Origin of the sequence: Streptomyces xanthochromogenes, assembly GCF_014650455.1 — a bacterium.
Classification (GTDB): domain Bacteria; phylum Actinomycetota; class Actinomycetes; order Streptomycetales; family Streptomycetaceae; genus Streptomyces; species Streptomyces xanthochromogenes.
In genome coordinates, this window is the sequence record NZ_BMUZ01000001.1 from 436,004 (window position 1) to 448,698 (window position 12,695).

Annotated in this window: 15 protein-coding genes; 9 read left to right on the forward strand and 6 right to left on the reverse strand. The window is 71.8% G+C overall.

What is annotated here, in order from left to right; translation table 11 throughout:
• The first annotated feature begins 8 nt into the window (after window positions 1-8).
• On the forward strand, window positions 9-1,454 hold the full coding sequence (locus IE267_RS01945; RefSeq protein ID WP_167159564.1) for an aldehyde dehydrogenase family protein: 1,446 nt from the start codon (window positions 9-11) through the stop codon (window positions 1,452-1,454).
• Window positions 1,447-2,340, forward strand: coding sequence for an aldehyde dehydrogenase family protein (locus IE267_RS01950; RefSeq protein WP_161257717.1), 894 nt, complete (start codon window positions 1,447-1,449; stop codon window positions 2,338-2,340). The genes IE267_RS01945 and IE267_RS01950 overlap by 8 nt, the downstream gene beginning before the upstream one ends.
• Before the next feature lie 51 nt (window positions 2,341-2,391).
• Here IE267_RS01950 and IE267_RS01955 read toward each other — a convergent pair whose 3' ends face one another.
• A complete protein-coding gene (locus IE267_RS01955; RefSeq protein WP_167157431.1) occupies window positions 2,392-2,796 on the reverse strand; it encodes a hypothetical protein in 405 nt (134 codons plus the stop codon).
• 65 nt (window positions 2,797-2,861) lie between these two features.
• On the opposite strand from IE267_RS01955, the gene IE267_RS01960 reads away from it, so the two are divergent.
• The gene (locus tag IE267_RS01960; protein WP_167157434.1) at window positions 2,862-3,575 is read left to right on the forward strand and encodes a uridine kinase; all 714 of its coding nucleotides are present in this window, start codon (window positions 2,862-2,864) and stop codon (window positions 3,573-3,575) included.
• A gap of 148 nt (window positions 3,576-3,723) precedes the next feature.
• Here the strand turns inward: IE267_RS01960 and IE267_RS01965 are convergent, their stop codons facing one another.
• On the reverse strand, window positions 3,724-4,485 hold the full coding sequence (locus tag IE267_RS01965) for a SigE family RNA polymerase sigma factor (protein WP_167157436.1): 762 nt from the start codon (window positions 4,483-4,485) through the stop codon (window positions 3,724-3,726).
• Window positions 4,486-4,675: 190 nt separating this feature from the next.
• Here IE267_RS01965 and afsQ1 point away from each other — a divergent pair, with 190 nt between their 5' ends.
• The 5 genes from afsQ1 to IE267_RS01990 all read left to right on the forward strand — a co-directional run bounded on the left by afsQ1 (window position 4,676) and on the right by IE267_RS01990 (window position 8,470).
• Window positions 4,676-5,353, forward strand: coding sequence for a two-component system response regulator AfsQ1 (gene afsQ1, locus IE267_RS01970; RefSeq protein ID WP_189762146.1), 678 nt, complete (start codon window positions 4,676-4,678; stop codon window positions 5,351-5,353).
• Between the two features lie 40 nt (window positions 5,354-5,393).
• On the forward strand, window positions 5,394-6,896 hold the full coding sequence (locus IE267_RS01975) for an ATP-binding protein (RefSeq protein ID WP_189761969.1): 1,503 nt from the start codon (window positions 5,394-5,396) through the stop codon (window positions 6,894-6,896).
• Window positions 6,893-7,519 carry a hypothetical protein gene (locus IE267_RS01980; RefSeq protein WP_189761970.1) on the forward strand — a complete coding sequence of 209 codons (627 nt, stop codon included), beginning with the start codon at window positions 6,893-6,895 and terminating at the stop codon, window positions 7,517-7,519. Before IE267_RS01975 ends, IE267_RS01980 begins: the two co-directional genes overlap by 4 nt.
• 100 nt (window positions 7,520-7,619) lie before the next feature.
• Window positions 7,620-8,171 (forward strand): VanZ family protein, encoded by a 552-nt coding sequence (locus IE267_RS01985; protein ID WP_161244967.1) that lies wholly within the window; start codon window positions 7,620-7,622, stop codon window positions 8,169-8,171.
• Window positions 8,172-8,266: 95 nt separating this feature from the next.
• The gene (locus tag IE267_RS01990) at window positions 8,267-8,470 is read left to right on the forward strand and encodes a PspC domain-containing protein (protein WP_161244966.1); all 204 of its coding nucleotides are present in this window, start codon (window positions 8,267-8,269) and stop codon (window positions 8,468-8,470) included.
• A gap of 12 nt (window positions 8,471-8,482) precedes the next feature.
• Here the strand turns inward: IE267_RS01990 and IE267_RS01995 are convergent, their stop codons facing one another.
• The 3 genes from IE267_RS01995 to IE267_RS02005 form a co-directional block, all read right to left on the reverse strand.
• A complete protein-coding gene (locus tag IE267_RS01995) occupies window positions 8,483-9,169 on the reverse strand; it encodes a hypothetical protein (protein WP_189761971.1) in 687 nt (228 codons plus the stop codon).
• 80 nt (window positions 9,170-9,249) lie between these two features.
• A complete protein-coding gene (locus IE267_RS02000) occupies window positions 9,250-9,555 on the reverse strand; it encodes a hypothetical protein (protein WP_189761972.1) in 306 nt (101 codons plus the stop codon).
• Window positions 9,556-9,680: 125 nt separating this feature from the next.
• Window positions 9,681-10,835: an adenosine deaminase gene (locus IE267_RS02005; RefSeq protein ID WP_189761973.1), complete on the reverse strand. Its 1,155-nt coding sequence runs from the start codon at window positions 10,833-10,835 to the stop codon at window positions 9,681-9,683.
• 114 nt (window positions 10,836-10,949) lie between these two features.
• Here IE267_RS02005 and IE267_RS02010 point away from each other — a divergent pair, with 114 nt between their 5' ends.
• Window positions 10,950-11,714, forward strand: a complete 765-nt coding sequence (locus tag IE267_RS02010; RefSeq protein ID WP_161244962.1) for an alpha/beta hydrolase — start codon at window positions 10,950-10,952, stop codon at window positions 11,712-11,714.
• Between the two features lie 22 nt (window positions 11,715-11,736).
• Here the strand turns inward: IE267_RS02010 and IE267_RS02015 are convergent, their stop codons facing one another.
• Complete coding sequence (locus tag IE267_RS02015; RefSeq protein ID WP_194598417.1) at window positions 11,737-12,633, reverse strand: LysR family transcriptional regulator; 897 nt, start codon at window positions 12,631-12,633, stop codon at window positions 11,737-11,739.
• Window positions 12,634-12,695 lie beyond the last annotated feature (62 nt).

The following is a 12,695-nucleotide window of genomic DNA, read 5'->3' on the forward strand; positions in this document are numbered from 1 at the left end:
CCATGGCAATGGAAAAGAAGACGGCCGCGTTCGAGTACGCGCCCGCGCCCGAGTCCCGCTCGGTCGTCGACATCGCGCCGTCCTACGGCCTGTTCATCGACGGCGAGTTCACCGAAGCCGCCGACGGCAAGGTCTTCAAGACCGTCTCGCCGTCCACCGAGGAAGTCCTGTCCGAGGTCGCCCGCGCGGGCGCCGAGGACGTGGACCGCGCCGTGAAGGCCGCGCGCAAGGCGTTCGAGAAGTGGTCGGCGCTGCCCGGCTCCGAGCGCGCCAAGTACCTGTTCCGCATCGCCCGGATCATCCAGGAGCGCAGCCGCGAGCTGGCCGTCCTGGAGACCCTGGACAACGGCAAGCCGATCAAGGAGACCCGCGACGCGGACCTCCCCCTGGTCGCCGCGCACTTCTTCTACTACGCGGGCTGGGCCGACAAGCTCGACCACGCCGGGTTCGGTGCGAACCCGCGCCCGCTGGGCGTGGCCGGTCAGGTCATCCCGTGGAACTTCCCGCTCCTGATGCTGGCCTGGAAGATCGCCCCGGCGCTCGCCACCGGCAACACGGTCGTCCTGAAGCCCGCCGAGACCACGCCCCTCTCGGCGCTGTTCTTCGCGGACATCTGCCGCCAGGCGGGCCTGCCCAAGGGCGTCGTCAACATCCTTACGGGATACGGCGACGCGGGCCGGGCCCTGGTCGAGCACCCCGACGTCAACAAGGTCGCCTTCACCGGCTCGACCGCCGTCGGCAAGGCGATCGCCCGCTCGGTGGCCGGCACCGACAAGAAGGTCACCCTGGAGCTGGGCGGCAAGGGCGCCAACATCGTCTTCGACGACGCCCCCATCGACCAGGCCGTCGAGGGCATCGTCACCGGCATCTTCTTCAACCAGGGCCAGGTCTGCTGCGCGGGCTCGCGCCTGCTGGTCCAGGAGTCGATCCAGGACGAACTGCTCGACTCGCTCAAGCGCCGTCTTTCCACGCTCCGCCTCGGCGACCCGCTGGACAAGAACACCGACATCGGCGCCATCAACTCGGCCGAGCAGCTGGCCCGCATCACCGCGCTCACCGAGACGGGCGAGGCGGAGGGCGCCGAGCGCTGGTCCGCCCCGTGCGAACTGCCCTCGGCCGGTTACTGGTTCGCCCCGACGCTCTTCACGAACGTCACCCAGGCGCACACCATCGCCCGCGACGAGATCTTCGGCCCGGTCCTGTCCGTGCTGTCGTTCCGTACCCCGGACGAGGCCGTCGCCAAGGCCAACAACAGCCAGTACGGCCTGTCCGCCGGCATCTGGACGGAGAAGGGCTCGCGCATCCTCGCGGTCGCGAACAAGCTCCGCGCCGGAGTCGTCTGGGCCAACACGTTCAACAAGTTCGACCCGACCTCGCCGTTCGGCGGCTACAAGGAGTCGGGCTTCGGCCGCGAGGGCGGCCGGCACGGCCTGGAGGGCTACCTCGATGTCTGAGACTCCGACGCGTCTGAGTGTCTTCAAGACCTACAAGCTGTACGTGGGCGGGAAGTTCCCGCGTTCCGAGAGCGGCCGGGTGTACGAAGTGGTCGACAGCAAGGGCAAGTGGCTGGCCAACGCGCCCCTCTCCTCGCGCAAGGACGCGCGGGACGCGGTCGTCGCGGCCCGCAAGGCGTTCGGCGGCTGGGCGGGCGCGACCGCGTACAACCGCGGCCAGATCCTCTACCGCATCGCCGAGATGCTGGAGGGCCGCAGGGACCAGTTCGTCCGCGAAGTCGGCGAGGCCGAGGGCCTGTCGAAGTCCAAGGCCGGTGCGGTCGTGGACGCGGCGATCGACCGCTGGGTCTGGTACGCGGGCTGGACCGACAAGATCGCCCAGGTGGTGGGCGGCGCGAACCCGGTCGCGGGTCCGTTCTTCAACCTCTCCACCCCCGAGCCGACCGGTGTCGTCACGGTTCTGGCCCCCCAGGACTCGTCGTTCCTCGGCCTGGTCTCGGTCGTCGCGCCGGTCATCGCGACCGGCAACACGGCGATCGTCATCGCTTCCGAGAAGGCGCCGCTCCCGGCGCTCTCGCTCGGCGAGGTGCTGGCCACCTCCGACCTGCCGGGCGGCGTCGTCAACGTCCTGTCCGGCAGGACGGCGGAGATCGCGGCGCCGCTCGCCGCCCACCAGGACGTGAACGCCATCGATCTGACGGGCGCGGACGCCGAGTTGGCGCGCGAACTGGAGATCGCTGCGGCGGACAACCTCAAGCGCGTGCTGCGCGCCAAGGCCGTGGACTTCACCGCGGACCCGGGCACCGAGCGCCTCACCGCGTTCCTGGAGACCAAGACGGTCTGGCACCCCACGGGTTCGCTGGGCGCCTCCGGCTCGGCGTACTGAGCCGTGCGAAGGGCCCCGCCGTCATGGACGGCGGGGCCCTTCGCGTACCCGTCAGCGGGACAGCAGCCCGGCGACCTGGCCGGCCAGCGGCAGGTCCTTGAGGGCGGAGCCGCTCGTCAGGACGCCGGTCGCGGCCGTCGTCGACACCGGCTTGAAGTCGGCGATCTGGGTGCCCACTCCGTTGGTCAGCGGGTCGACACCGGTGTTGGCCAGCGGGTCGAGCCGCAGCCCCATCGCCGGGCCCACGGCGTGACCGACCGAGCCGGTCAGCGCGTGCGCGGCCGCCGTCAGGTCGGTGGTCGACGCGCTCTGGCCGGCCGCGGGGGCCGGGGCGGCCTGGGCGGCGGTGCCCGCGCCCGCCAGCGCGGCACCGGCCGCGGTGACGGTGAGCCCGGCGCTCAGCAACGCCCGGTGGCGCAGGCTTCTGGCGGGCCTGGGGGCCTCGTGTTGTCCCATGGGATTCCACTCACTCTCGTCCGAAGGCGTGTAATCGCGCGATCGCGAAGCGTAGTTGAGATGTGATGCTGGATACCAACGGCCTCCCCGAGGGGTCCCACGCACGGGTGCATGGCCCACACTGGTGTCCCGTGAGTTCATCTGCCATTCCGACGCGCGTCGTCCTGCTCTCGGGGCCCTCCGGCTCCGGCAAGTCGTCCCTCGCCGCCCGCACGGACCTGCCCGTGCTGCGCCTCGACGACTTCTACAAGGAAGGTGACGACCCGACCCTGCCGGTGGTGGCGGGCAGCACGGACATCGACTGGGACTCCCCGCGGTCCTGGGACGCGGACGCGGCGGTCGCCGCGATCGTCGAGCTGTGTCGTACGGGACGCACCGCGGTGCCGGTCTACTCGATCGCGACGAGTTCCATCACGGGCAGCGCCTCGTTCGGCATCGACCGCACCCCGCTGTTCATCGCGGAGGGCATCTTCGCCGCCGACATCGTGGGCCGCTGCCAGGAACTCGGCGTGCTCGCGGACGCGATCTGCCTGTGCGGCCGCCCCTCGACGACCTTCCGGCGCAGGCTGCTGCGCGATTTGAAGGAGGGCCGCAAGTCCGTGGCGTTCCTGCTGCGCCGCGGCTGGCGCCTGATGCTCGCCGAGCGCGCGATCGTCACGCGCCAGGCGGCGCTCGGCGCACACCCCTGCGGCAGGGACGAGGCCCTCGGCCGCATCGCGAACGCGGCGGCGGGGCGCTGCCGCACCGCGCCGGCCGCCGCCTGGAGCCCCTCGCGGTAACACCCGCGACCGCGCGGTAGGCCCGCCGTCGCGCGCGGTGCGCCCACAATGAAGCGGCGGGGCCGATGGCCCCGCCGCTTCCCCCGTTACCCCCGTGAGCGGTCCCCGTGTCCCCCCGCGGACCACCCGCGTCCCCTCCCTCAGACCTTCAGGCCACCAGCTCGCCGAAGGACTCCTCCTCGTCACGCCCGAAGCTGAGGACCTCGTCCTCGCGCAGCCGGCGCAGCGAGCGCCAGATGCTGGACTTCACCGTGCCGACACTGATGTGCAGTATGTCCGCGATCTCCGGGTCCGTACGACCCTCGTAGTAGCGCAGGACGAGCATCGTGCGCTGCAGTTCGGGCAGGCGGGCCAGCGCCTGCCAGAGCACCGCGCGCAGTTCGGTGCCGCGCATCGCGTCCGAGTCGCCGACCGTCTCCGGCAGCTCCTCGGTCGGGTACTCGTTCAGCTTGCGCCGCCGCCACGCGCTGATGTGCAGGTTGGTCATGGTCCGCCGCAGGTAGCCGCCGACCGCGGCCTTGTCGCTGATGCGGTCCCAGGCCCGGTAGGTGGAGAACAGCGCGCTCTGCAGCAGGTCCTCCGCCTCGAAACGGTCGCCGGTCAGGTGGTAGGCGGTCGCGTACAGGGAGGCGCGGCGCTCCTGGACGTAGGCGGTGAACTCCGCCTCCGACAGGCTGCTCCGCTCCCCCGAGCCCTCCCCGTACGCCGCCTGGCCGTTGCCCTGCGGAATGTTCCCCGCGGCCGGAACCGCGGGGGCGTCAACGACCGTCATGTACGACGTGTGCTGACGCCCGGCGCCGCGAGCGCACCCCCGTACCCCCGCGCCGGCGCCGGACTTCTCGGTGCTCCGTACGACGTCGTGGAGACGCGTCACAACTGCGCTGGAGTTGTTGCTGTGCAGTGCTTTCATCTCGCGCCCCCCGTCGGGTGGAGTCAGATCATCGGCTTGCCCGGTTACGAGGAAGAGCCTGCCCGGGCCACTTCATCGGGCTGTCCGCCGAGTGTCACAGGCCTGTCACAGCAGCCTGTGAACGCGCTGTCGCGGGTCAGAGGCCGGACGGGGGTCGTACTCCTCTGGCTCATGGGCCAGAATGACCTCTGTGCCTTTCCTGTTGCTGATCGAGGACGACGACGCCATCCGCACGGCCCTCGAACTCTCCCTGTCACGCCAGGGCCACCGTGTGGCCACCGCGGCGACGGGAGAGGACGGCCTGAAACTGCTGCGCGAGCAGCGGCCCGACCTGATCGTGCTGGATGTGATGCTGCCCGGGATCGACGGCTTCGAGGTGTGCCGCCGCATCCGGCGCACCGACCAGCTGCCGATCATCCTGCTGACCGCGCGCAACGACGACATCGATGTGGTGGTGGGCCTCGAATCCGGGGCCGACGACTACGTTGTCAAGCCGGTCCAGGGGCGGGTCCTCGACGCCCGCATCCGGGCGGTGCTGCGCCGCGGCGAACGCGAGGCCACCGACTCGGCGGCGTTCGGCAGCGTGGTGATCGACCGGGCCGCGATGACCGTCACCAAGAACGGCGAGGACCTTCAACTCACGCCCACCGAGCTGCGGTTGCTGCTCGAACTGAGCCGCAGGCCCGGCCAGGCGCTGTCCCGCCAGCAGCTTCTGCGGCTCGTCTGGGAGCACGACTACCTCGGCGACTCGCGCCTGGTGGACGCCTGCGTCCAGCGGCTGCGCGCCAAGGTCGAGGACGTGCCGTCCTCACCGACGCTGATCCGTACGGTCCGTGGCGTGGGCTACCGCCTGGACACGCCCTCGTGAACCTGACGCACCACCCCCGCACGCCAGTTGAGCAGGCACGGTGAAACGGACCATACTCGCCGGGCTGCGCTGGACCAGTCTGCGGCTGCGCCTCGTCGTGGTGTTCGCGCTCGTCGCGCTGACCGCGGCCGTCTCCGCCTCCGGCATCGCGTACTGGCTCAACCGCGAGGCCGTACTGGTCCGTACGCAGGATTCCGCGCTCAACGACTTCCGCCAGGGCATGCAGAACCGGGCCGCGTCCCTGCCGCTCCAGCTCACCGAGCACGACCTGCAGGTGGCCGCCAAGCAGATGGCGGACAGCAGCAACTCCCGTTACAACGTGGTGCTCGTGGCCGAGCGCGCGCCCGGCAAGCCGATCGCGGGCGCGTCCGACGTGGACGACTTCACCCTCGACGACGTCCCTGCCTCGCTGCAGGAGGCCGTCAACAAGAAGCAGAAGGTCAGCCAGAGCAACGCCTACCCGTACCACCTGTTCTGGCAGCGGATCACCCTGCACGGCCGCCCCTACCTGGTGGGCGGCTCGAAGATCATCGGCGCCGGGCCGACGGGGTACATGCTGGCCCCGCTCGACCAGGAGCGGCGCGACCTCAACTCCCTCGCCTGGTCGCTCGGCATCGCCACCTTCCTCGCGCTGCTCGCCTCCGCGCTGCTCGCGCAGGCGGCCGCCACCACCGTGCTGCGGCCGGTGCAGCGGCTCGGGGACGCGGCCCGCAGGCTCGGCGAGGGCAAGCTCGACACCCGGCTGCGGGTGTCCGGGACCGATGAACTCGCCGATCTTTCAAGGACGTTCAACCGCACGGCCGAGAACCTGGAGAAGAAGGTCAGCGACATGAGCGCGCGCGAGGAGGCGAGCCGCCGCTTCGTCGCCGACATGTCGCACGAGCTGCGCACCCCGCTGACCGCGCTGACCGCCGTCGCCGAGGTCCTCGACGAGGAGGAGGACAGCCTCGACCCGATGATCGCGCCCGCGGTGCGTCTGGTGGTCTCCGAGACCCGGCGCCTGAACATCCTGGTCGAGAACCTGATGGAGGTCACCCGCTTCGACGCGGGCACCGCCCGTCTGGTGCTCGACGACGTGGACATCGCCGACCAGATCACCGCGTGCATCGACACCCGGGCCTGGCTGGACGCGGTGGAACTGGACGCCGAGCGCGGCATCATGGCCCGCCTCGATCCGCGCCGCCTCGACGTGGTGCTCGCCAACCTGATCGGCAACGCCCTCAAGCACGGCGGCTCCCCGGTGCGGGTCGCGGTCCGCGTGGAGGGCGAGGAGCTGGTGATCGCGGTACGCGACCACGGGCCCGGCATCCCCGAGGACGTCCTGCCGCACGTCTTCGACCGGTTCTACAAGGCGAGCGCCTCGCGGCCGCGCTCGGAGGGCAGCGGGCTCGGCCTGTCCATCGCGATGGAGAACGCGCACATCCACGGCGGCGACATCACCGCTGCCAACTCCCCGGAGGGCGGCGCCGTGTTCGTGCTGCGGCTTCCGCTGGACGCCACCCCGGCCACCGCCGAGACGCCGGAAGGAGACGCGGCGCAGTGAGAGGACGACTTGGCCGGGCAGCCGTCGCGCTGGCCGGGCTGCTCGCGCTGGCCGCCGGCGCCGCAGGCTGCGGCATCAGGCCCACCTCGGTGCCCGTCGACGCGGGCCCGGCGCCGTCCCGGGTGCCGTGCGAGGTGCCGGACAACGCGGTCACCCCGCAGTTCGAGGGCATCACCGTCGAGGTCTACCTGGTGTGCGGGGCGCAGCTGGTCACCACCCAGCGGTCGGTGCGCATCCCCGAGGCCAAGGGCGCCCAGGACCGGGTCCGGTTCGCGCAGGCGCTGCTCGACGAGCTGATCGTGCAGCCGTCGGGCGACGAGAAGGACGCCGGGTTCGCCACCGAGGTCAAGGGCCCGCTGACCGTCACAGCGGCCCGGAAGAACGACCCGGCGGGCGCGCTGCGCCTGAGCCGCAACCCCGAGGACCTGTCCGCGCTCGCCCTGTCCCAGGTGATCTGCACCTACGCAGAGAACACACCGGCGGCGCCCGGCACCCAGCAGGTGGTGCTCGGCGGCCCCGGCGAGGACCCGGCACGCGGTTACACCTGCACCTCGGAGATGAAGTCCCGCCCGGACAGCGCGGCCACCCTCGGGGACATCCCCCGGCCCACCCGCAGCGCGTAGGGCGGGTCCGGCCGTGCGCCCGGGCAGGGCCCGGGGCGGGTGCACCGAATCACTCGGCCGCGGCGGAACCGTTCCCGCCGCGGCCGGCGTCTTGGGGGGCGTGCAGCAGCGTCAATGTCAAGACGGCAGCGCCGTCATCCGGGTCCGCGTTGTGGGCGGCGTCCTCCTCCTCGCGCATCTGCTGCTCGTGGCGTGGACCTCGCTGCGGCCGCGGGACGTGCTGTGGGTGACGGCCACCAATCTGACGCCGTTCGCAGGGATCAAGGCCGACCTCGCGCTCGGCCCGCTGCAGGCCGCCCACCGGATCGGCGAGGGCCTGCTGCTGCTCGCCCCGCTGGGGGTGCTGCTCCCGATGGTGGGCGGCCGGCTCCGGGTCTCCCCGCTGGCCTCCCTGGTACGCACGGTGCTGGCCGGCGCGTTGATCTCGCTCGGCATCGCGCTGTTGCAGACGGCCGTGCCCGGCCAGGTCCCCGATGTCGACTCGCTGTTCCTGAACACCGCGGGCGTGGCCCTCGCGCACCTGGCGGTGGTACCGGCGGGCCGGCGCAATCTCCGCCGCAGGAACCAGCGCGAGCAGGCCGCCCCCGTCCTTCGGGAGGACACCCCCCAGGGACGAACCCCGACAATTCCCAGGGTCGGGACGGTCCCCTAGTCCGACGCTGCGACGGCCCTCGGCCGGGAGGATGGAGACATCGCAAGGGAGCCCGACCAGAGCGGCTCCCGCCCTCCAGCTCCGAAGGAGCCGTCATGAGCGCCCCTCTCGTCCGCCCGACCGAAGGCCGCCGGATCGGCGGGGTGTGCGCAGCGCTGGCCCGGCGCTTCGGCACCTCCGCGACCACGATGCGGGTGATCTTCATCGTCTCGTGTCTGCTGCCGGGACCGCAGTTCCTGGTCTATCTGGCCATGTGGGCCCTGATCCCCGGCGAGAAGTCGCCGCGCGCCGCCTGGTGAACGCGGGGGCGGTCAGTCCTCGACGGTCCGGATCAGCTTGGCGAGCTGCCGGTCGGCGATGTCGTGCGGTACTGAGAAGTCCGACGGCGCCTTTCCGGACAGGTTGATCGCCATGAAGCGCACGATGGTGGCGCCCCGGCGCACCACGACGATGTGCACGGGCGCCGGCGCGCCCTGCGCGAGCACGGAGGCCGCCCAGCTGACCGACTCGTCGCCCTGCACCTCGTACGGCACCGGGCGTACGTCCCGGTAGGCCGCCCTGCGGCCGTCGAGCTCGGTGCCGAATCCGGTGCCACAGCGGGCCAGGGCCGCCCTGAGCCCGTCCATCAGATGCCCGGCGTCCGGCGGCGCGTACGCGGACAGCGAGGCCGACACGGCGAGACCGGGCGAACGCCGCGAGCCGAGGCCCCGGCTCACCGTCGCGCGGGCCCGGTCGTCGGGGGCCCCGCCCATCACTTCGGCCAGCGGCGCGCAGGCCGCGCGGTCGGCCCGCGGGACGCCCCGGGTGTCGTCGGGCGAGGCGGCGCCGGAGATCTCGTAACCGGGTACGTCGTGCGCGGTGAGGGCGGCCCGCTCCAGTGCGGTCGGCGTCCGGGTGCGCACGGATTCGACCGGCCCGTCCGGCGGTCCGGCGCAGGCGGCGGCGAGCAGCGCGATCGCGGTGAGGACCGCCGCTCGGGCGGCCGCCTTCGGACGCATGATCCGGACCCTACTCAGACACCGACGGGGCGCACACCCGGCTCACGGGTGTGCGCCCCGACGGGACGTGGTGCGGGGGTTCAGCCGGTGAGGCCGCCGCTCGTCAGGTTGCTCGCCACCGGGCCGGTCGGCAGCGAGTCGGTGGGCAGGCCGCCGAGCAGGCTGCCCACCGGGTCGCCGGACGTCTTCTTCTGTCCGCCCGCCAGCGCCTCGGGCGAGGCCGCGGGCAGCACCTTCTGTGCGGCGCCGATCGGGGTGCCCGCGGTCACGGTCGACAGCGCGCCCAGGGCCGCTGCCGAGGGGACGGCGGAGGCCGTCCCGGCGGCAGCGGCGGCGAAGGCGGCACCGAGGGCAACGACACCGAGCGTCTTGGCAGACTGCTTCATCAGAAATTCGTCCTTGGGGAGGGAAAGGTGAGCGGCTCGCCAAGGTAGTCAGCGGACCACCCGGGCCGCAAACATGTGAAAGCGGCCGCGAGTTCACACTCCCGGCCGCTTTCCTATACCTAAGATCAGTTGCCCGCCGCCGCAGAACCGCTGGTCGTAGCGGTCTGCTGGAACAGCCATTCGGATTTCAACTCGGCATAACCGGGCTTGATCACGTCATTGATCATGGCCAGTCGTTCATCGAAAGGAATGAATGCTGATTTCATCGCATTGACCGTGAACCACAGCATGTCTTCCAGCGTGTATCCGAAGGCTTTCGTCAGGTGCTCGAATTCCTGACTCATGCTGGTGCCCGACATCAGCCGGTTGTCCGTGTTCACGGTGGCCCGGAAATGGAGCTTGCGCAGCAGCCCGATGGGGTGGTCCTCGTAGGAGGTCGCGGCGCCGGTCTGGAGGTTGGAGGTCGGGCACATCTCCAGCGGGATGCGCTTGTCGCGCACATAGGAGGCGAGCCGGCCGAGCTTCACGCTGCCGTCCTCGGCGACCTCGATGTCGTCGATGATCCGCACCCCGTGGCCGAGCCGGTCGGCGCCGCACCACTGGAGCGCCTGCCAGATCGACGGCAGGCCGAAGGCCTCGCCCGCGTGGATGGTGAAGTGGTTGTTCTCGCGCTTGAGGTACTCGAAGGCGTCGAGGTGACGGGTGGGCGGGAAGCCCGCCTCCGCGCCCGCGATGTCGAAGCCGACCACGCCCGAGTCCCGGTAGGAGTTGGCCAGTTCGGCGATCTCCAGGGCGCGGGCCGCGTGCCGCATGGCGGTGAGCAGCGCGCCCACCCGGATGCGGTGGCCGTTGGCCCTGGCCTGCCGCTCCCCTTCGCGGAAGCCCTCGTTGACGGCCTCGACCACTTCTTCGAGGGTGAGGCCCCGCTCCAGGTGCTGCTCGGGCGCGTAGCGCACCTCGGCGTAGACGACGCCGTCCTCGGCGAGGTCCTCGGCGCATTCGGCGGCGACGCGGAACAGCGCGTCCCGGGTCTGCATGACGGCACAGGTGTGCGCGAACGTCTCCAAGTACCGTTCCAGGGAGCCCGAGTCGGCGGCCTCGCGGAACCAGACGCCGAGCTTGTCGGCCTCGGTCTCGGGCAGGCCCTCGTAGCCGGTGTCGCGGGCGATGTCGATGATGGTCCCGGGACGCAGACCCCCGTCGAGGTGGTCGTGGAGCAGCACCTTCGGGGCACGGCTGATCTGATCCGGGCTGGGTACGGATGCGGTCTGGCTCGTCATCTGCGCACTGTAGCCCCTACGCGCGTAGATCGCCCGGCTTCCGAAGGCCGTCGATACGTAACAGTGACCGTGCGGACGGGTGGCGTACACCCGGGCTTCTGAGACTGTTCTGCCATGGCACAGCAAGCGATTCCCCTGCCTGCTGCCCGGCTGGGACGGGCCGTCGGCGCGACCGGCGCCGGCGCGACGGTCAGCGGTGTGGTCCTCGTGCTGCCGGACGGCGATCCCGTCTCGGCACGCCGGCCCTCCCCTCTCGCGTACGCGGCCGCGCTGCCGCTGGCCCGCAGACTGGCGCGGGACGGCCGCGACGAGGGCCTGGTGGCTCACGCCGTGCACTACCGCGGCCAGGGCTGGAACGGCGGCGACGCACGGCTCGCCACGGACGCGGAATGGGCGGCGGACGAGGTCGTACGGCGTTACGGAGACGTCCCGGTGTGCCTGGTCGGGCTCGGCATGGGCGCCCGGGCCGCATTGCGCGCGGCGGGCCATCCGGCCGTCAACTCCGTTCTGGCGCTGGCTCCTTGGATTCCCGAGGACGACGTGGCGGCCGACCCGGAGCCGGTGAAGCAGCTGGTGGGCCGGCGCGTGATGATCGTGCACGGCACCAACGACTCGCGCAGCGACCCGGAGCTGTCCTACCGGCTCGCCGAGCGCGCCAAGAAGGCCAACCGGGACACCTGCCGCTTCGAGGTGCACTCCGACGGCCACGCGATGCGGCAGCACCGGCCCGAAGTCCACGCGCTGGCCGTCGACTTCGTCTTCGGCACCCTGTTCTCGCGCCCCTACGCCCGCCCGGTCACCGACGCGTTCGCCGCGCCCCCGCCGCTGGGGCTGCGGATGCCCCTGGCCGCCGGATTCGGCAAGTCCCTTCATCCATAAGGGTGTTGTCGATCCCGGCGGGCTACTCGGGGATCAGCTTGCCGCGCCGGGACAGCAGGAAGGCCTTGAAGGCCGCCACCGGCGGGGTGTCGGGGTGGCCGTCGAGCCAGGCGACGCCGATCTCGCGCACCGCGCGCGGGGCGGTGACGGTCAGCTCGACGACGCCCGGCCGGGCGACCGCGGGCGGCGGCAGCAGCGCCACCCCGAGCCCGGCCGCGACCAGGCCGCGCAGCGTCTCGGCCTCCTCGCCCTCGAAGGCGATGTGCGGCGCGAACCCGGCCTCCGTGCACAGGTCGTCGGTGATGCGGCGCAGCCCGTAGCCCGGCTCCAGGGTCACGAACGTCTCGTCGGCGGCCTCCGCGAGCCGCACCCGCTTGCGGCCCGCGAGCCGGTGGTCGTCGGGCACCACCAGGCGTAGCCGCTGCTCGTCCAGGCGCCGGGCCGCGAGGTCGGGCGCATCCGGCACGGGCGAGGTCAGACACAGGTCGAGCTCGCCCGCCCGCAGCCGCTCGATCATCGCCTCGCCGTAGTTCTGCACGAGGGTGAAGCGGATGCGGGGGTGGTCCACCCGGAAGGCGCGGATGAGACCCGGCACCGTCTCCGAGCCCATGGTGTGCAGAAAGCCGAAGGCGACCCTGCCGGCCGCCGGGTCCGCGTCGGCGCGCACCGACTCGGCCGCCCGGCCGACCTCCGCGAGCGCCCGCTCGGCAGAGCCGAGGAAGGTGCGGCCCGCGGCGGTCAGCGAGACGGTACGGCCCTTGCGCGCGAACAGGGTGACGCCGAGGTCCTCTTCGAGGCGGACCATCGCGCGCGACAGGGTCGACTGGGGCACCCCGAGCTCATGGGCGGCGCGCGTGACGTGCTCGTGCCGGGCCACCCCGGCGAAGTAGGCGAGGCGCGGCGCCAATGCCATCGCCATGTCTTCTTCGTAACTGTTCAATGACACGCGCGCCTCTGACCTTTGCTGATGCAGGAGTGGAT